We start from the raw sequence: 16,923 nt of genomic DNA, 5'->3' as shown, positions 1-16,923 counted from the left end.
TATGAACTGGCTTATAAATCTTATAAAAAAACTGTTTAAAATAGAATCAAAACAGGAATACGCCTATAAATTAACGCTTAGTTTCATAAAGCAGGTTGGATTAACTCCAAACGATAAAGAAGATGTTGAGTTTTTTTATGTGATGTTTTTAGAATGGGGAAAAACAAAAAATGGCATGAAAAATCTATACGAGCTTTTGAGTAAAGCATATGTAATTTTTGTCAAACTTTTAAAAGCAGAACCAAATTCTTTAAAAGCTTTAGATCCTGATGTAAACGAAGCTCAAAAAAATAAGAAACATATCATCAAAATGCTTGAATTTGTTTTATCAAAAGCAAAAACAAAGGGTAATTTTGAGAAAATTTTGGAGGCTATAGATAGGCAAGAGGTGATAGACAATGCCCTTCCTTCCGCGGTAATAAGATTTTTGATACCTGTGATGCTAGACAACTTAACAAAGTTAAACATAAAAAACGACCTCGTGAAATTTGCCAACATAATTGAATTTTATAGAAACATCGTTAATCAGGAGATACTCATATTTTTAGAAAATGTATTTGGTACATATTTAGACACATACATAAAATATAAAAACGATATAGAAGCTTTTGCCATGCAAACCATTCAAGATTTTGCCTCTTTCATAGATATTTACAAAAATGGTGATAAGGAAACCGTAAAAACCTTTATCAAGTATGTGGCACCTTCTTATGTGTTGTTTCATATAAACAATTACAAAGAATACTCAGAAGAAGCAAAGCAATATTTTGACACGCTTTTACCAAATTTAAAGCAAAGGTATGAACAAGATGAAGCTCTCTTACAAGCAGTTCTTATAGTCTTGTCAAATATTTTAAAACTTTCAAGCTCTTTAAACGACGTTACGTTATATGTTCAAAGTGTAGATGGCTATATAGTAGATTTTATAGAAGTGGCAAAATCTGAACAAGTAAAAGAAAGGTTGAAAGAGAATAAAATGTTCTTTTACGCCTCTAAGAAGATAAAAAAAGATATTTATACCACTGAAAGCCTTCTTATAAATTATGTGGCTTACGCAATACCAAACCTCCTAAACGCTTGTCAGAATATAGAATTATTTGAATACTGCAGATCTTTAGTGAAAGATTTGATGGATACTTTTATAGATGTAGAGATAGCTTTTTATTATGTATACGTAGTATTGCCAAAATGGGTAAAAGCAAACAAAAATCAAGATACGCTATTTGATATGCATGAGAAACTCAAAAGAATTCTTTATCCTATGCAAAAAGATATTAATGAGCTGGTAAGATTTTTCTATTTTGACTTCAAAGATTATATGGTATAAATGCTTTGTATCATGGCTTTTAAAATGAACTTTTTTAAATTCTAAAATCACAAAACCAAAGGAGGCAAGGATGAGCTACATACTTTCTATAAGCATGTTTCCAGTGGATAAAGGTGAATCTCTAAGTCAATATGTGTCAAAGGTGTCTAAGATTATTCACGAGTCAGGTCTTGAGTATGTAATAACACCCATGGCCACCATGATAGAAAGCACGGAGATAGAACCACTTCTTGAAATAATAAAGAAAGGGCTTGAGGCAATGCAACAAGATTCTAACAGAATATACGTCAATATGGCTATAGACTATAGGAAAGGAGACAAGACCGGAAGGTTAAAACAGAAGGTAGAGTCTTTAAAATCAAAGATTGGTTAATTATTCGTAATATTCGGCACCGCAGTTTTCTGTTTCCCAAACTATTACTTTTTTAACGTTGTATTTTGTTTTTAATGTATCAAAAAAATATTTAGCTAAATTTTCGGCGCTTGGTGAAAAATCAAATACATCGTTTAAAAGCTTATAATCTGGTAATATTTCATCAAGATATTGATCTATCTCTACAAAATCAACACCTATGCCACCTTTGTCCAGATTATTTGCCTCTATAAAAACCTCTATGCCAAAAGTATGACCATGAATGGGTTCTGGAGCCCCTTTGTAATATGTAAGAAAATGAGCGGCGTTAAACTTCTTCTTAACCCTTATTGTATAAGGCATCAAATATCCTCTATGGATTCTCCTCTTAAAAGCCTTCTTGCTTTGTTTACCACAGAAAGCACCACAAACCAAAGGGCATGATAATCTATGTTATCAAATTCTTCAGCCACATCAAGAGTTCCATCGTCTTTTTTTACAAGATAAACGTATTTCATAGCCTCAAGACAAAGCACTTTATTTACGCATGTAGCCAATATCTTATCTTTTATATCCTTTGGCAGTTCTAACTTTTCCATATTTTCTCCTTTATTCTAAGTTTGCAGACTGTTGCTTTATTTTATCGGTTTCATACTTCATATTAACAGCTATACGAGATAGTTCTGGCACTTTGTTGGACATCGTGGTAATCTCCCTGTGAAGTTCCTGAGCCACAAATTCTATCTTCTTCCCCTTTTCTATTTGCTCTGAGGATATTATATCGAGTATATGATTAAGATGATTTTCTATACGAGATATTTCTTCAGATATATCAAGCTTTTGAAGTAAAAGCATAAGTTCATTTACCACTATAGGATTTTGCTCTTCTAAACTTAAACTCTTGGCTTTTTCTATTATTTTTTCCTTTGATGCGTTTTCATATTCTTTAAAACTTTCTTTTGCTTTTGATAGGTATTCTTCTAAAAGCTCTACACGGGATTTTATATCTTTTATAAGAAATTCTCCCTCTTTTTCTTTGGATTCCATAAACTCCTTTAACGCTTGTTCAAAAAGCATTGTGATAGTATCTTTAATACGCTCTTTTTTCTCTTCATCTTTTTCTTGGGAGGTTTTGTAAGTTTCCATAGCAATATCAAAGATTTTATCATCCGTTAGGTTTATGTTTAACCTTTGACAGGTTTCTTTTAAATCTTTTATTATATTTTCCAAAAATCCCACATCCATATTCTTAATATCTTTTGTTTGTTTTAAATCTATGGACACTAAAACAGTACCTCTTGCCAAAGAGCTTTTTATCCTATCTTTTATATAGGTTTCTAGGGTTTGAAAATCCTGAGAAGGAATCTTAACAGATATGTCAAGACCCTTCCCGTTTACAGATTTTAAGGTTAAAACTATACTAAAGCCGTCTATCTCCGCAGTTTTCTGGGCAAACCCGGTCATGCTCCTTGCAAAAAAAGTTACACTCAAGGGGTTTGCCATGTACCTTCAGCTAGTTGCTCTTCAAAGTCTGTTTTCACGTTTTGAGATATACGGTAAGAACAAAACTCAGGTCCACACATAGAACAGAATTTTGCAGTCTTGTATCCTTCTTGTGGAAGCGTTTCATCGTGGTAAGCTCTTGCGGTTTCTGGGTCTATGGCAAGTTCAAATTGGCGATTCCAATCAAAAGCGTATCTTGCTTTTGACATTTCTAAGTCCCATTCTCTAGCTCCTGGTAAACCTTTTGCCACATCTGCAGCGTGAGCAGCTATCTTGTAAGCTATGAGACCTTGTTTTACATCTTCTAGATTAGGTAAACCAAGATGTTCTTTTGGAGTCACATAACAAAGCATAGCAGCCCCATACCAACCAGCCATTGCAGCACCTATAGCAGAAGCTATGTGATCATAACCTGGCGCCACATCTATCACCAAAGGACCAAGTACATAAAATGGTGCTTCATGACAGTATTTTTGTTGGATTTTCATATTAAACTCTATTTGATTCATCGGTACATGCCCAGGTCCTTCCACCATTACCTGTACATCGTGCTCCCATGCTTTCTTTGTGAGCTCTCCAAGCACCATAAGCTCTGATAACTGAGCTTCGTCTGATGCATCTGCTATGGCTCCAGGTCTTAGCCCATCTCCTAAAGAAAAAGATACGTCGTATTTTTTAAATATCTCACATATTTTATCAAAGTTTGTATAAAGAGGGTTTTGCTTTCCATGCTCTAGCATCCACTGTGCCATGAGGGCACCGCCTCTTGATACTATGCCCATAACTCTATGAGTAGTAAGGGGTATAAACTCCTTTAGCACGCCAGCGTGAATGGTCATATAAGAAACGCCTTGCCTTGCTTGTTCTTCTATTACATCTAAAATAAGATCTTCGGTAATATCCTTTATTCTATTTTTTGCTATCTTAAAAGCTTCATATATTGGCACTGTACCTACTGGCACATCAACTGCATTTATAATAGCTTCTCTTGTTTCTTTTATAGCTTCACCAGTGGATAGATCCATTATTGTATCTGCGCCATACTTGATGGAGATTTTTGCTTTCTCTATCTCTTGTGGTATATCTGATGCAAGCTTTGAGTTTCCTATATTTGCATTTACTTTAACTTTTGAATTTATACCTATACACATAGGTTTTAAGTGTCTATGGTTTATGTTGGCAGGTATTATCATACGGCCTCTTGCCACCTCTTGACGTACAAACTCTGGGTGAAGACCTTCTACCTTTGCCACATAACGCATTTCTTCACTTATAATACCTTGCCTTGCAAGGTGCATTTGTGTTTTATTGGTCCAGTTGCTTCTTAGGCTCCAATCTTCTCTCATAAAAGCCTCCAAAAATAAGATACATAAAATATTTAACTAAAATTTTAAAAGTCAATGGTATTTTGTCATTGTTTTATAGATTTTAAGATGTAGATTTAATTGGTTTTTTCAAAATATGTTTGATCAGAAATGGCATCCCCAGCGGGATTCGAACCCGCGTCGCCGGCGTGAAAGGCCGGTGTCCTAGGCCAGGCTAGACGATGGGGACTACCATCAAACAACTTCTTTATTATAGCAAAATCTTCTATCATTGTAAATGATTTTAGTTATATTGATTGAGCTAAAGCTATACAATAATTTTAATCCCCAGTATCATACTTTATAATGCTATCGTGGGATAAAAGGCTAAACTTGGTTTCTCTATGACTGTTTACTATTGAAAAGCAGAGTCCAAGAAGTATAGAGCTAACCATTATATTACTTCCTCCATAAGAAATAAAAGGAAGCGGTATACCCACCACCGGCACAAGACCCATAGCCATAGCCAAATTTATCGTAGAATGAAAAAATATAAAAGCTGCCACCATCACCACGTATATTTTTTCTGTATACAATCTCAAATAGTAAGATATACTTAAAAGCCTCAAAACCAAATACAAATACAATATTATTATAACCACAGATATCACAAATCCAAACTCTTCCGCTATAACAGAAAAAATAAAGTCGGTATGTCTTTCCGGTAGAAACAGAAGGTGAGATTGGGTGCCTTTTAAAAAACCTTTGCCAAAAATTCTACCAGAGCCTATTGATATTATGGATTGGATAAGCTGATAACCACCTTTGGAGTAATAGGCTTTTGGGTTTAAAACCGTCAATATCCGCTCTTTTTGATATTGCTTCATAAAATGCCACGCTACTATAGGAATTACCATTGCTATAGGTATTGCGTATCTGAAAAAATTTTTTGGAAACTTCGCAAAGAATACCAAAGACATTACAGGTAATGTCATTATCACCGCAGAACCCAAATCTGGTTGCTTATATATTATAAGAAAGGGTATACCGATACTAAGGAGTATATAAGCTATTTTTTGGGCTTTTAAATAAGGGCTCATATAAATTATATAATCTACTATAAGTATTACGGAGGCCTTCATAAACTCCGATGGTTGTATGCCAAAAGGACCTACGCCTATCCATCTTTTTGCACCGTATATAGTTTTTCCAACAAACATCACCGCTATTAAAAGAAAAAGATTTACACCATATATCAAAGGAGCTAAAGAAAGAACTGAAGAGAACCTAACCCTACTTATACCATACATGATAACCCAACTTAAGAAAATATATAAAAGTTGTTTTATAAAAAGTCCATATTGAAAACCGTAAGTGGTGTATGTAGAACTATAAACTCCCACCAACCCTATTATCTGAATAAAGAGTATAGTGAGTGCTAAGTCAACGGGGCGCATTTATTGTATAAAACACCAGCGAGCTAAACATAAGAGCATCAAACCTATCTAAAAAACCACCATGTGGACCAAACACATTTGAAAAATCCTTAACATTGTATTGTCTTTTTATTAGGCTTTTAAAAAGATCACCAAATACTCCAACAAGACTTACAGCTATACCTATGATAAGACCTTTTGAAAAACCAAAATAAAATATATTAAATATAATACATGACAAAGAACCTCCAATAAATCCTTCTATAGTTTTATTTGGAGAAATCTCAGGTGCCAATTTGTGTTTGCCAAAATTTTTACCTACATAATAGCTCATCGTATCAAGTATCCAAACCCCCAACAAAAGCCCCAAAATGTAATGATTGCCAAGCGTTTTCACCTTATATATATATTCTGGAAGCGCTGTGCTAAAGGTTAGTATAAAAAAGCTTTTATAAAAGGAATCTAAATCTTTTGTAGTTAAAAGCTCTAAAAAAACCACTAAGAAAATTGCCAAAAACCCATAAGTTATATTGTAAAGACTTAACAACGTAATAAAAGGTGCTAAAAATACGGCTGTTTTTGAACCTAATACATCTTTTAGTTCTTTTGCTACAAAAAAACTTAAGACACACACTCCTAAAAGCGTTATAAATTTAAAAGACAACAAGAAAAATAGTGTACCAAGACCTACAATTATACCATAATATTCTCTATTCATTGAATCTCTAATTCAGATCTTGCTAAAGCTGCTTCTATACTATTTGGATAAAGTTTTATAAGCTCCTTGTATAAGTTTACAGCCGCTGATTTTTGTCCCATTTCTTTATATATATTAGCCGCGGAAAAATAAGCCGACGGTGCTTTGTCACAAGATGGGAGTTCTCCTTTTTTACATTTATCTATTAGGGTAAGTAAGATTGCCAACGCTTCGTTGTTATGATGCATGGCTTTTTCAGTCATTCCTAACCAGTAGTATGCGTTGTTTGTAAGTTTTGAATGTGGGTTTTTCAATATAAACTCTTTGAAAAGTCTCTTAGCTTTTTGATAATCTCCAGATTGATAAGCTGTGTAAGCCATTTCGTATAGTTCTTGAGGGCTTTGAGGCGTGTTTGAGATGAGGGCTTTCAAATTGGAAGATGAACTTTGAGTTTCAGAAGGAGCCGTAGAATTTATTATAGTAACGGTGCTTGATAGATTTTTTATGCCCTTTGAAGGGGTTATAGCTGGTAAAGAGCTAAGATTTGAAGGTGATGGCGGTGTTTCAGAAGATTCTGGTGGGGTTTGAGACTCAGATTCTCCAAGGTTTTTTGTAATATTGTTGTATGTAGAAAGCCCAAGCTTTACCCTTAATTTTGCTAAAGACTCATCCAAAGAATCTAGCCTTCTATTTATTTCGTTGATTTCTTGTTGTTGATATTGATACTGTTGCTGAAGCATAGTTATTGGATTTGGCCCTTGCTGTGTTGGTGCTGCGCAAGAGCTAAGAAGAATCGCCAACCCGCTTGCAAAAAACAATTTCTTTTTTTTCATACTTTTATTTTAACATAGATAAGGTTTTAATCTTAGGTTAAAATAGATATATGGGATTTGTGCTTTATAATACACTTAGTGCTGAGTTGGAAGAGTTTGTACCTATAAACCCTCCTCAAGTAAACATATACACCTGTGGTGTAACAGTATACGATGATTCTCACGTAGGGCATGGAAGAAGTCTTATAGTATTTGACGTTTTTAGAAGATACTTAGAAAAGCTTGGATACAGAGTAAAGTTTGTTAGAAATTTTACTGATATAGATGATAAGATCATAAACAAAGCCAACGAAGAAAACAAAGACTTCATGAGCATAGCCAACAGATACATAGCTAGATACTACTTAGATATGGAAGCCATAAACGTAAAACCTGCCAACGTAGAACCAAGAGTTACAGAACACATGGAAGAGATAATATCCCTTATATCAAAGCTGATAGAGCTTGGCAAAGCTTATGAAAGCGATGGCGATGTGTATTTTTCAATAGATAGCTTTAAAGAATACGGTAAACTTTCAAAAAGAAGCCCAGAAGAACTAGAAGCAGGAGCCAGAATTGAACCTTCTTTAAAGAAAAGAAATCCCCTTGACTTTGCATTGTGGAAAGCATCAAAATCCCACGAACCTGGCTGGGAATCCCCTTGGTCTTACGGAAGACCAGGTTGGCACACCGAATGTGTAGCTATGATATTTAAACATCTTGGAGAAACTATAGATATACATGCAGGTGGTATAGACCTCGTATTTCCCCATCATGAAAACGAGATTGCTCAAGCGGAGAGTATCACCGGTAAACCCTTTGCCAGATATTGGATGCACAATGGTCTTGTTACCGTTGGCGGTAAAAAAATGTCAAAATCCCTTGGAAACTTTATCACTTTAAAAGAGATATACACAAAGTACCATCCAGATGTTTTGAGGCTTTTAGTATTATTTACACATTATAGAAGCCCTTTAGATTTTTCTTTTGAAAAGATGGAAGAAACAAAAAAAGCTTACGAAAGATTAAAAAGCGCTATAGAAGACATAGAACCTTTAAAAGCTATAGCAAAAGAAGGAAAACCTGTTGTAGACATAGATTTTTATAGTCTTGAAAAAAGCACCCAAGAGCAATTTTACAAAGCCCTATCAGAAGATTTCAATACATCGTTGGCTATGGCTCAAGTCTTTAACGCTGTAGCCGAGTTAAACAGAGCAAAAACAGAGAGCTTTAAAATAGGCTATATTACACCTAAAGAGCTTGAAGGATATCTATTTTTGGCAAACAGCTTAAAACAGACGTTAAAAGATATTTTTGGGCTTTTAGAAGAAAACACCTTACAAAACACTCTTAAGACGTTGGAACCAGCTTCAAGCGTCAATATATCCACAGAATTTTTAGAAATTTTGATAAAAGCTAGAAACTTGGCAAAAGAAAACAAAGATTTTAAAGTAGCAGATTTCATAAGGGATGAGCTTCTAAACTATGGTATAAAGCTTGAGGATACAAAGGCCGGCACCATCTGGAAAAAGCTCTGATGCCATTTTACATAAGAATAGGCAAATTTGCTGTATCCACATTAGGCCTAATGATAACCATATCCCTTTTTATCTCTTACGTTGTGTCGTTGCAGATTTCTAGATATATAGGCATATTAAAATCCCAGACGGAAAATATATTTTTGGCGGGAGTGCTTTCTGGTATTTTCTTTGGAAGACTTTTTTATATTATCAAAAATCACGACCAGATACCAAACGTCATAAGCGTATTTCAAATATGGAACGGCGGTATCGATTATTACGGAACTATGATAGGTGTTATAATAGGAGTTGTTTCCGTGGCTTGGTTGTACAACATACCTATTTTAAAAGCCCTTGATATAACCTCTATAATAGGCTCTCTAATGCTTGGATTTGGTTATATATCGGCAGGTCTTGTAGGTTTTGGTTTTGGAAGACCTGTACCTATGGCAGTGGATGTTACACCTGGGTTTCACCTTTTGAGAGTGTTTCCGTTTTTTTATGTGGTTTATAAGTTTGGTGATATAGCCCCTCCTTCTATTCCCTTTTATCCAGTACAGTTTATTTACGGTATATTGTTTTTGCTGTTTGGCATAAGCCTAATATTTTATGTGATAAAAAAACAAAATAGGTTTATGGGAGAAGTATTTTCTATTTTTCTCATGCTTTATGGAATTTCAAATATTATAGTAGGATATTACACAATAAGCCGTGTTGTATTTAATCACATTACATTAGAACAGTTGTTTGGGCTGTTAAGTTTTATATCTGGATCTGTTATTTTGATGCTTTTAAAATCAGAAAAAACCAACGTATAAAGATTTGCTATAATACTTCTATATGTACTACAACGAAGAAGATAGATATGCTAAGCACAAGAATCTAAAAAGGGTTCTTGTGTTGTTGGTGCTTGGATTTATTTTTTACGTTGGTTTTCAGCTTTTTAAAGGCTGGCCAAAGCCAAAGTTAGAACTTTCTTTGAAAGATCAACAGATACCAGGTTCTTTTAACATCTCTTGGCCCACTGATATAAGGTATGGAGTAATTGGTACACTTCAAAGCGGTATCATATCAAAAACCCCAAATCAAGGTCAATGGCCGTTAGCCAGCGTAGCTAAAATAATGACCGCCTATATAATTTTAAAAGATCACCCTCTTTCAATAGGGCAAGATGGGCCTACCGTTACCGTCACCCAAAAAGAGGTAAACGAATATGAAGCTTTTAAAAAAGATGGCCAATCTGTAGTAAAAGTAACCTTGGGGGAAAAACTTACAGAAAGACAACTTTTAGAAGGTCTAATGATACCGTCTGCCAACAACTTTGCATATATATTGGCTAGATGGGACGCAGGTAGCGTAAAAGCTTTTGTAGATAAAATGAATAAAACCGCTCAAAGTCTTGGCCTAAAAGATACGCGTTACGAAGACCCATCAGGCGCTAGCGCTGGAACTGTAAGCACACCAACAGATCAATTTAAACTCACCCAGCTTGCCATGCAAATCCCAACTTTTAGGCATATAGTAGCTATGCCTCAAGTAGTTTTACCAGTGGCTGGTATACAGTACAACGTAAACTACGACCTTGGTAAAGACAACATAGTAGGTGTAAAAACTGGTTCTTCTTTACCAGCTGGTGCAAACTTTGTTTTTGATTCAAAACAAGGCAACATAGATATACTAGGAGTAATCTTTGGTGCATCTGGCAGATCTCCTCTTATCACAGCTTTAAAAGATGCCATAACCCTTATAGACATGACAAAAACTCAGCTATCTACCGAAAAACTTATATCAAAAAATCAACAGATAGGCTTTATCAAAGTCCCTTGGATAAAAAAAGAGATTCCTATGTTGGCATCTGATGATTTTAGCACCGTAGTTTATCCTGGCATGAAGATAACTTACTCTCTTTATCCTGTAAAGGATATTAAATTTCCAATAAAACCTAACGAAGTAATCGGTACTCTTATTATAAATTATGGAGATTCTAGCTACAGCATGCCAGTAATAATTTCTCAAGAGATAAAAGCACCTAGTTTTTTAGATAGATTAAGGAGGGTATTGTGAAAAATTTTCTTTTTACAGTGGTTGTCTTGGGGATGGGGCTTAGAATGGCTTTTGGTTATATAGGTGATTCCTACGATACATTTTTAAAAGAGTACAAACATGTAAAGATTTTGAGCGTAGACAAAAATATTACACCGCATGCCAAAAGAGCCCTTGAAATAGAAAAAAATGGTTTTAAGGTATACGCTCTTTTTGATGAAAAAGATATTTGCTACGAGGAATACACGTTAAAAAATAAAACCCTTCCATCGCCAGATTTATTTATAAAAGATGCTTCTAAGATAAAACCAAAGCTTTTGCTTAGAATACCTTTAAGAATGGCCGTATGGGAATACGATACTCCAACATATAAAATTATTTACCAAACCTTTGGCCTGCCAGGTTATCTTAGTGCCGATGCAAGAATAAAACAGTAAAATGGATTTAGACAAGATAAAGTTTATAGGATTTTCGGATAAAAAGTTAAAAAAATTTTTGGACAAATCAAACTATGTGTTTTGGGAATGGGCTGATAAACTAAAACATCACAAGGATATTGAATATATAAAAATATATGGAAAAGATGCCGTATATTTTGGAAAAGAGTTTGGAAGGGTTCAAGTGTTTGTAAAACTTGAAAACCTATATAGAGGCATAATAACCCTTCGCAAAAAAGCTGTGGCAATCGGCGTATTTGTATTTTCCGATGATATATATCAATTAAACGTAAAACAGTTTAGATATCCCATTTTAGATGAAGCAGAAGAAATAGTGGCAGGCCTTATAGATGCTATAAGACATGGCAATCTAGAAAAATCCATAGAAGAAACTATAAAAAAAGAGGTTATAGAAGAGCTTGGTATAGAACCAACATCACATATATACAAAAGCCTAATGGAATCTAAGCCTATTTTTATAAAATCTCTTTATCCAACCATAGGAGATTCTTCTGAAGAAGTATTTTTGTATGTTTTATTTTTAAAAGCCAAAAAAGAGGAGATAGAACATCTTTGCAAGAAAGAGGCTGGCAACAAAGAAGAAAACGAATATACAAAAGTTTCATGCATAAAAGGTATAGAGAACATCTTAAACAGAGATTACATAGATGCCAAAAGCTTTATAATACAGCTTTGGTTAAAAACCAAATACTTAGAATTTAAACAATCTTCTTTTTCTCATTTTGAAGATTTTATTGGAAGCTTATATAAATAAAACTTAGATACCTATCATATGCTAATATATTTAGTATGGATTTAAAGCAAGAAACGCAAGAATTACCGTTTTTTTTGGTATCTATATTGATAAACATATTCTTGTTTTCTGGTTTAGCCATGCTTTTTACCATGAGACCACTTCTAAGCCAATATCAAAATCCACCTGTTAACGTACAGCTAATAAATCCACCAAAAGAAGTACCAACTCCGCCAAAACCTATAAAACTTCAAAAATTTCATATGAAAAGAAGCTACTCTAAACCTTTAAGCCCAGCCAAAGGCTATAAACCATCAAGAGGCGTCCATAAACCCTTGCAAACAAGCGCTTTAAGACAAAGACAAGTTTTTAAAAAAGGGGATATTAAAATCCCGGTGGTACACCATCCACCAAAAGCACCGCCAAAAAACATCAGCGTATTGTCATCTTTGGAAAAAGAAATCGAAGCTCAAAGAAAACAAGCCCAAACAGACATAGAAGGGGCTATAAAACAAGTGGGAAATTTAAGCGCTACCATAAGCTCAAAAGGGTCTTACCTTCATGAGGGTTCTAGAAAGCTTATATACGCACCGCCCGCTCCTGTTATAAGAGCTGGAGAGTTTCCAGCACCAATGGTTTTAAGGATTTTTGTATCACCTTCTGGTTATGTCACGAGGGTTATTATCCTTAAAAGGAGCGGTATAGCATATGTGGATAGAGAGGTGGTAAACTACGTAAGAAGGTTTAGATTTGAACCTATAAATGGACCAGTAGAAAGTGGTACAATTACTATTAACTTTAAAGGAGGTTAAACTATGCAGATTGAGTTTATCGGCAAGCACTTTGAAATCACAGAACACTTAAGGGCTTTTGTAGAAGCAAAACTATCAAAGTTTAAGAGGCTTTTAAGAGAAACAGGTGAAGACCAAACAGAAGTAGTAGTAACAATATCAAGCGCCAGAGCAAAACACACCGACGACAACATCAACAAAACATCCATTTACAGAGTAGATATAGATATATATATAAAAAGCAACGGCGGTGGTACAGTGCACGCTTGGGAAGAGGACAAAGATGTCTATACAGCTATAGATAGAGTGATAGATGAAGTAGAGCGCCAACTTTTAAAACTAAAAGAAAGAAGGCTTAACTATCGTCGTAAAAGCTCAAAAACAAAAGAGGAAACAAGAGAAATACCACTAGAACCACTTGAAGAAGAGCAAGAGACTAAAACATTTGTAATAGAGGAAACGTTTTCAGTGGAAAAGCCTATGAGCGTTGAAGATGCTATTTTAGAACTAACCGAAAACCATATGGTATTTTTACCTTTTATGGATACAAAAGACGGTAAGATAAAAATTTTATATAGAAAACGTTCAGACAGTTTTGGTGTTATCGACTTAGGGTGTAAAGGATAACTATGCCAAAGAATATTTTTCTAAACATCCTTATAGGGGCTTTTATCATAATAGGTTCTTTATTGGTGGTAGCTTTTAAGCCAGTAAACCTTGGTCTTGACTTGAAAGGGGGCATAAGCATGGTCTTGGCTCCCGATATAGACAAAGTTATAAAAGAAGAGTATGAAAACACAGCCTCTGATATATCAAAACTTTTTTTAAAAAATCATATAAACGTCTTAGATGTTACACCTTCTCAAGATGGTATATATATAGACCTATTAAATGCTTCAGATTACAACAAAGTTTATGAGCTTTTGACAAAATACTACAAAAATAGAATAGATATTTCTAAGGTATCAGCTCTTAAAGTTAAAGTTAGATTTAGCTCTATCTACCTTAGTCAGATAAAGGAAAACGTTATAACTCAAACGGTGGAAGTGTTAAGAAGAAGGGTAGACCAACTTGGTGTAGTGCAACCTGTAATTACAAGGCTTGGCAATTCTAAAGTTATGGTGGAGCTACCCGGTGTTATGGATTTGGAAAGGGCTAAAAAAGTCCTTGGGAAAACCGCTCAGCTTGAGCTCATGGAAGTGGTGGACGCATCAGCTTCTTTAGATGCTTTACAAAAAGAGCTAAAACCAGATGAAAAGATATTGCCATCAAAAGATGGGCACGAATGGTATTTAGTTAAGAAAAAACCCATAATAACAGGGGCTGATTTAAAAACCGCTTACGAGAGCACAGATAGCTTTAACAACCCTGCTGTTAGCTTTGAGCTAAATTCAAAAGGAGCTGAAATATTTGGTAATTTTACCCAAAGCCATATAGGTAAAAGACTTGCTATAGTCCTTGACAATAGAGTTATGTCTGCTCCAGTTATTCGTTCAAGAATATCAGATCAAGGTCAGATAACTGGTAATTTTACACCAGATCAAGTAAGAGACTTGGCCGCTATTTTAAGAGCCGGTGCATTACCTACAACGCTTCATATACTCCAAGATGCTGTGGTAGGACCCACTTTGGGAAAAGCCGCTATAAAACAGAGTATCTATGCTGGTTTAGCGTCGTTTTTGTTTGTGGTGCTTTTGATAATAGCAAGGTATAAGACAGCAGGGGTCACAGCCACTATAGCAATAATAATGAATGGGCTTCTTCTTTGGGCTGGTCTTGTGCTTTTAGGAGCTACACTTACATTGCCAGGTATTGCAGGTATCATACTAAATATGGGTATAGCGGTAGACTCAAACGTTCTTATATTTGAGCGTATAAAAGAAGAGATAACAAGGGGCAACACCCTAAGGAAAGCCGTAGAATACGGTTATAAGAGAGTGCTTAGTGCCGTTTACGATACACACGCCACACTTCTGGTGGCAGCTTTGATACTTTTTCAATTTAGCAGTGGTCCAGTAAAGGGCTTTGCCACCACACTTACTATTGGTACCATAGCATCGTTTTTGTCAAATGTTTATTATTCAAAAGTGATGATAGACATCCTGGCTAAACTAAGAATGCTTAAGATATGACAATCCTAATCTTACTTACATTCTTTTTGCTTGGTACTATCTTTGGAAGCCTTTATAACGTGCTGATATATAGACTTCCAAGGGGAGAGTCTGTCGTTTATCCAAATTCCAAGTGCCCTCATTGTGGACATAAGATAAAACCTTATGAAAACATACCCATATTATCTTACATTTTCTTGAGAGGTAGATGCAGTGCTTGCAAAAATAAAATATCTATGAGGTATCCTATAGTAGAAGCCCTTACCGGGTTTTATTTTGCCCTTTGTGTTTATGCTTTTTATATAAAAAACAATGAAAATTTATCTGTGCTAAATATAAAAGATGCTGTAAAAACATTAGAAGCTCTACTTTTTGGATCAATCCTTATAGTACAATCTTTTATAGATTTAGATTGGTTTATCCTACTTGATAGTTTTAACTACGCTGGCATAGTGTTTGGACTTTTATTTTCTCTTAGTAATTATGGTTTTGTTGATATTAAAAGCTCAATACTTGGGATTTTGTTTGGTGGTTTAATTCCATTTTTAATATACTATATTTATCTTAAGGTTAGGAAGATGGAAGGTCTTGGCATAGGTGATATAAAACTTTTGGCAATGATAGGAGCCTTTGGTGGTATCTGGATGGTGCTTGGTGCTATGTTTTTTGGTTCAGTTATAGGGCTTTTGGTAAGCATACCTACCATTATAAAAAATAAAAATATGCAATACTATATACCCTTTGGACCATTTTTGTCTATTGGTGCAATAATTTGGATGTTTTTAGACCGTGGCATACTTGTTGGTATATTTATAGAGAGAGTGTTATGGACTTAGGTCAGATAATCATAATACTGGTTATAGCGTATATAGTGCTTGGGCCTGAAAAAATGATGGATGTGGCTACAAAGCTTGGAGAGTTTACAAGAAAAGCAAGAGAGTTCATGGATGAGATAAAAATGCAAGCTTATATAGAAAATGTAAATAAAAAAGTGTTAGAGCTTGAGAAAGAACAAACTAATACCGAGGAAAAGAAAGATGGAGAAGGAACTTCCGAAAGCTCCACTGATGGAGCATCTTCAGGAACTAAGACAGAGAATACTTAAATCTATAGCAGCTGTACTAATATTTTCTGCCATAAGCTTTTTTTACGCTAAGTATGTTTTTGAGATTTTAAAATACCCTATAGATGTATATTATCCTGGTATGAAACTTATAACACTTTCTCCCACAGAGCCCCTTTTTATCATGATGGAAATATCTGTAATAGTGGGAATAATACTTGCTATACCTGTTATTTTATATCAAATATGGAGATTTGTAGAACCAGCTCTTTACCCAGAAGAAAAAAGACTTGTTTTTCCTTTGGTTTTCTTTTCTTTGGTATTGTTTGTAATGGGGGCTAGCTTTGCATATTTTGCAGTGCTTCCAATGGCTTTAAAATTTTTAATAGGTATAGGTTTTAGCCAGCTTAGGGCAAAACCCATGCTTTCAGCGGAGCTTTATATAAACTTTTTACTTAAAATGCTTCTTGGTTTTGGTATAGCCTTCGAGATGCCCATTTTTCTTTTTATGCTACAAAGAGCGGGTATAATATCTACAAAACAATTAAAATCTTTTAGAAAATACTTTATAGTGGTGGCATTTTTTATAGGTGCTTTGATAGCCCCAGATGTTTCCACTCAAATCCTTATGGCTTTACCACTTATTGCCTTGTATGAAATATCTATATTCGTAGGTAGATTTGCAGTTAAAAAGCAAAATACTTCAAAAGATATACAAAAAGCTCAATAAACATTTAGTTTCTTGTTTTAAAAATATTATCAAATATTTCAAT

General features: G+C 34.6%; 20 protein-coding genes and 1 tRNA gene. 13 read left to right on the top strand and 8 right to left on the bottom strand.

Going from position 1 to position 16,923, the window contains the following annotated elements; genetic code table 11:
• The first annotated feature begins 1 nt into the window (after window position 1).
• Together HYD3684_RS05655 and HYD3684_RS05650 are read left to right on the top strand one after the other, a co-directional pair.
• The gene (locus tag HYD3684_RS05655) at window positions 2-1,327 is read left to right on the top strand and encodes a hypothetical protein (protein ID WP_015419714.1); all 1,326 of its coding nucleotides are present in this window, start codon (window positions 2-4) and stop codon (window positions 1,325-1,327) included.
• A 70-nt stretch (window positions 1,328-1,397) separates the two neighbouring features.
• A complete protein-coding gene (locus HYD3684_RS05650; protein WP_015419713.1) occupies window positions 1,398-1,700 on the top strand; it encodes an MTH1187 family thiamine-binding protein in 303 nt (100 codons plus the stop codon).
• Here the strand turns inward: HYD3684_RS05650 and HYD3684_RS05645 are convergent, their stop codons facing one another.
• From HYD3684_RS05645 to HYD3684_RS05610, 8 genes are all read right to left on the bottom strand, one after another.
• Entirely contained in the window at window positions 1,701-2,042 is a 342-nt protein-coding gene (locus tag HYD3684_RS05645; RefSeq protein WP_015419712.1) for a 6-carboxytetrahydropterin synthase, read from the bottom strand.
• Entirely contained in the window at window positions 2,042-2,278 is a 237-nt protein-coding gene (locus HYD3684_RS05640; protein ID WP_015419711.1) for a hypothetical protein, read from the bottom strand. Before HYD3684_RS05640 ends, HYD3684_RS05645 begins: the two co-directional genes overlap by 1 nt.
• A 10-nt stretch (window positions 2,279-2,288) precedes the next feature.
• The gene (locus HYD3684_RS05635) at window positions 2,289-3,143 is read right to left on the bottom strand and encodes a DUF1732 domain-containing protein (RefSeq protein WP_237698585.1); all 855 of its coding nucleotides are present in this window, start codon (window positions 3,141-3,143) and stop codon (window positions 2,289-2,291) included.
• A 23-nt stretch (window positions 3,144-3,166) separates the two neighbouring features.
• Window positions 3,167-4,528, bottom strand: a complete 1,362-nt coding sequence (thiC, locus tag HYD3684_RS05630) for a phosphomethylpyrimidine synthase ThiC (protein WP_015419709.1) — start codon at window positions 4,526-4,528, stop codon at window positions 3,167-3,169.
• Window positions 4,529-4,658: 130 nt separating this feature from the next.
• Window positions 4,659-4,736, bottom strand: a tRNA-Glu gene (locus tag HYD3684_RS05625).
• 91 nt (window positions 4,737-4,827) lie between these two features.
• Complete coding sequence (locus tag HYD3684_RS05620) at window positions 4,828-5,943, bottom strand: FtsW/RodA/SpoVE family cell cycle protein (RefSeq protein WP_015419708.1); 1,116 nt, start codon at window positions 5,941-5,943, stop codon at window positions 4,828-4,830.
• Window positions 5,930-6,640, bottom strand: coding sequence for a phosphatidate cytidylyltransferase (locus HYD3684_RS05615; RefSeq protein WP_015419707.1), 711 nt, complete (start codon window positions 6,638-6,640; stop codon window positions 5,930-5,932). Before HYD3684_RS05615 ends, HYD3684_RS05620 begins: the two co-directional genes overlap by 14 nt.
• Window positions 6,637-7,452, bottom strand: coding sequence for a tetratricopeptide repeat protein (locus HYD3684_RS05610; RefSeq protein ID WP_015419706.1), 816 nt, complete (start codon window positions 7,450-7,452; stop codon window positions 6,637-6,639). Before HYD3684_RS05610 ends, HYD3684_RS05615 begins: the two co-directional genes overlap by 4 nt.
• 50 nt (window positions 7,453-7,502) lie before the next feature.
• Between HYD3684_RS05610 and cysS the strand changes: the two genes are divergently transcribed.
• From cysS to tatC, 11 genes are read left to right on the top strand one after another with little or no spacing between them, the layout of a single operon-like run.
• The gene (gene cysS, locus HYD3684_RS05605) at window positions 7,503-8,969 is read left to right on the top strand and encodes a cysteine--tRNA ligase (protein ID WP_015419705.1); all 1,467 of its coding nucleotides are present in this window, start codon (window positions 7,503-7,505) and stop codon (window positions 8,967-8,969) included.
• Window positions 8,969-9,769: a prolipoprotein diacylglyceryl transferase family protein gene (locus HYD3684_RS05600; RefSeq protein WP_015419704.1), complete on the top strand. Its 801-nt coding sequence runs from the start codon at window positions 8,969-8,971 to the stop codon at window positions 9,767-9,769. Before cysS ends, HYD3684_RS05600 begins: the two co-directional genes overlap by 1 nt.
• A 22-nt stretch (window positions 9,770-9,791) precedes the next feature.
• Window positions 9,792-11,015 carry a D-alanyl-D-alanine carboxypeptidase gene (locus HYD3684_RS05595; RefSeq protein ID WP_015419703.1) on the top strand — a complete coding sequence of 408 codons (1,224 nt, stop codon included), beginning with the start codon at window positions 9,792-9,794 and terminating at the stop codon, window positions 11,013-11,015.
• Window positions 11,012-11,431, top strand: a complete 420-nt coding sequence (locus HYD3684_RS05590; protein WP_015419702.1) for a hypothetical protein — start codon at window positions 11,012-11,014, stop codon at window positions 11,429-11,431. The genes HYD3684_RS05595 and HYD3684_RS05590 overlap by 4 nt, the downstream gene beginning before the upstream one ends.
• A 1-nt stretch (window position 11,432) precedes the next feature.
• Entirely contained in the window at window positions 11,433-12,206 is a 774-nt protein-coding gene (locus tag HYD3684_RS05585; RefSeq protein WP_015419701.1) for an NUDIX domain-containing protein, read from the top strand.
• A 35-nt stretch (window positions 12,207-12,241) separates the two neighbouring features.
• Window positions 12,242-12,997, top strand: coding sequence for an energy transducer TonB (locus HYD3684_RS05580; RefSeq protein WP_015419700.1), 756 nt, complete (start codon window positions 12,242-12,244; stop codon window positions 12,995-12,997).
• A 3-nt stretch (window positions 12,998-13,000) separates the two neighbouring features.
• A complete protein-coding gene (gene raiA / locus HYD3684_RS05575; protein ID WP_015419699.1) occupies window positions 13,001-13,603 on the top strand; it encodes a ribosome-associated translation inhibitor RaiA in 603 nt (200 codons plus the stop codon).
• 2 nt (window positions 13,604-13,605) lie between these two features.
• Complete coding sequence (secD, locus tag HYD3684_RS05570; protein WP_015419698.1) at window positions 13,606-15,108, top strand: protein translocase subunit SecD; 1,503 nt, start codon at window positions 13,606-13,608, stop codon at window positions 15,106-15,108.
• Complete coding sequence (locus tag HYD3684_RS05565) at window positions 15,105-15,923, top strand: A24 family peptidase (RefSeq protein ID WP_015419697.1); 819 nt, start codon at window positions 15,105-15,107, stop codon at window positions 15,921-15,923. The genes secD and HYD3684_RS05565 overlap by 4 nt, the downstream gene beginning before the upstream one ends.
• Complete coding sequence (locus HYD3684_RS05560; RefSeq protein ID WP_015419696.1) at window positions 15,914-16,192, top strand: twin-arginine translocase TatA/TatE family subunit; 279 nt, start codon at window positions 15,914-15,916, stop codon at window positions 16,190-16,192. The genes HYD3684_RS05565 and HYD3684_RS05560 overlap by 10 nt, the downstream gene beginning before the upstream one ends.
• Entirely contained in the window at window positions 16,155-16,880 is a 726-nt protein-coding gene (gene tatC / locus HYD3684_RS05555) for a twin-arginine translocase subunit TatC (RefSeq protein WP_015471364.1), read from the top strand. The genes HYD3684_RS05560 and tatC overlap by 38 nt, the downstream gene beginning before the upstream one ends.
• Window positions 16,881-16,923: the final 43 nt, after the last annotated feature.

The sequence above is a fragment of the Hydrogenobaculum sp. 3684 genome, assembly GCF_000213785.1.
In the GTDB taxonomy this organism is placed as follows: Bacteria; Aquificota; Aquificia; order Aquificales; family Aquificaceae; genus Hydrogenobaculum.
The sequence above is the reverse complement of the archived record's forward strand: the minus strand, read 5'-3'. Positions and strand labels throughout refer to the sequence as shown.

Coding starts and splice junctions, on each gene's coding strand:
- HYD3684_RS05615 (WP_015419707.1), bottom strand. CDS start 6,640: ATGAATAGAGAATATTATGGTATAATTGTAGGTCTTGGTACACTATTT.
- HYD3684_RS05610 (WP_015419706.1), bottom strand. CDS start 7,452: ATGAAAAAAAAGAAATTGTTTTTTGCAAGCGGGTTGGCGATTCTTCTT.
- tatC (WP_015471364.1), top strand. CDS start 16,155: ATGGAGCATCTTCAGGAACTAAGACAGAGAATACTTAAATCTATAGCA.
- HYD3684_RS05600 (WP_015419704.1), top strand. CDS start 8,969: ATGCCATTTTACATAAGAATAGGCAAATTTGCTGTATCCACATTAGGC.
- HYD3684_RS05595 (WP_015419703.1), top strand. CDS start 9,792: ATGTACTACAACGAAGAAGATAGATATGCTAAGCACAAGAATCTAAAA.
- HYD3684_RS05655 (WP_015419714.1), top strand. CDS start 2: ATGAACTGGCTTATAAATCTTATAAAAAAACTGTTTAAAATAGAATCA.
- raiA (WP_015419699.1), top strand. CDS start 13,001: ATGCAGATTGAGTTTATCGGCAAGCACTTTGAAATCACAGAACACTTA.
- thiC (WP_015419709.1), bottom strand. CDS start 4,528: ATGAGAGAAGATTGGAGCCTAAGAAGCAACTGGACCAATAAAACACAA.
- secD (WP_015419698.1), top strand. CDS start 13,606: ATGCCAAAGAATATTTTTCTAAACATCCTTATAGGGGCTTTTATCATA.
- HYD3684_RS05565 (WP_015419697.1), top strand. CDS start 15,105: ATGACAATCCTAATCTTACTTACATTCTTTTTGCTTGGTACTATCTTT.
- HYD3684_RS05635 (WP_237698585.1), bottom strand. CDS start 3,143: ATGACCGGGTTTGCCCAGAAAACTGCGGAGATAGACGGCTTTAGTATA.
- HYD3684_RS05640 (WP_015419711.1), bottom strand. CDS start 2,278: ATGGAAAAGTTAGAACTGCCAAAGGATATAAAAGATAAGATATTGGCT.
- HYD3684_RS05580 (WP_015419700.1), top strand. CDS start 12,242: ATGGATTTAAAGCAAGAAACGCAAGAATTACCGTTTTTTTTGGTATCT.
- HYD3684_RS05645 (WP_015419712.1), bottom strand. CDS start 2,042: ATGCCTTATACAATAAGGGTTAAGAAGAAGTTTAACGCCGCTCATTTT.
- HYD3684_RS05560 (WP_015419696.1), top strand. CDS start 15,914: ATGGACTTAGGTCAGATAATCATAATACTGGTTATAGCGTATATAGTG.
- HYD3684_RS05585 (WP_015419701.1), top strand. CDS start 11,433: ATGGATTTAGACAAGATAAAGTTTATAGGATTTTCGGATAAAAAGTTA.
- HYD3684_RS05620 (WP_015419708.1), bottom strand. CDS start 5,943: ATGCGCCCCGTTGACTTAGCACTCACTATACTCTTTATTCAGATAATA.
- cysS (WP_015419705.1), top strand. CDS start 7,503: ATGGGATTTGTGCTTTATAATACACTTAGTGCTGAGTTGGAAGAGTTT.
- HYD3684_RS05650 (WP_015419713.1), top strand. CDS start 1,398: ATGAGCTACATACTTTCTATAAGCATGTTTCCAGTGGATAAAGGTGAA.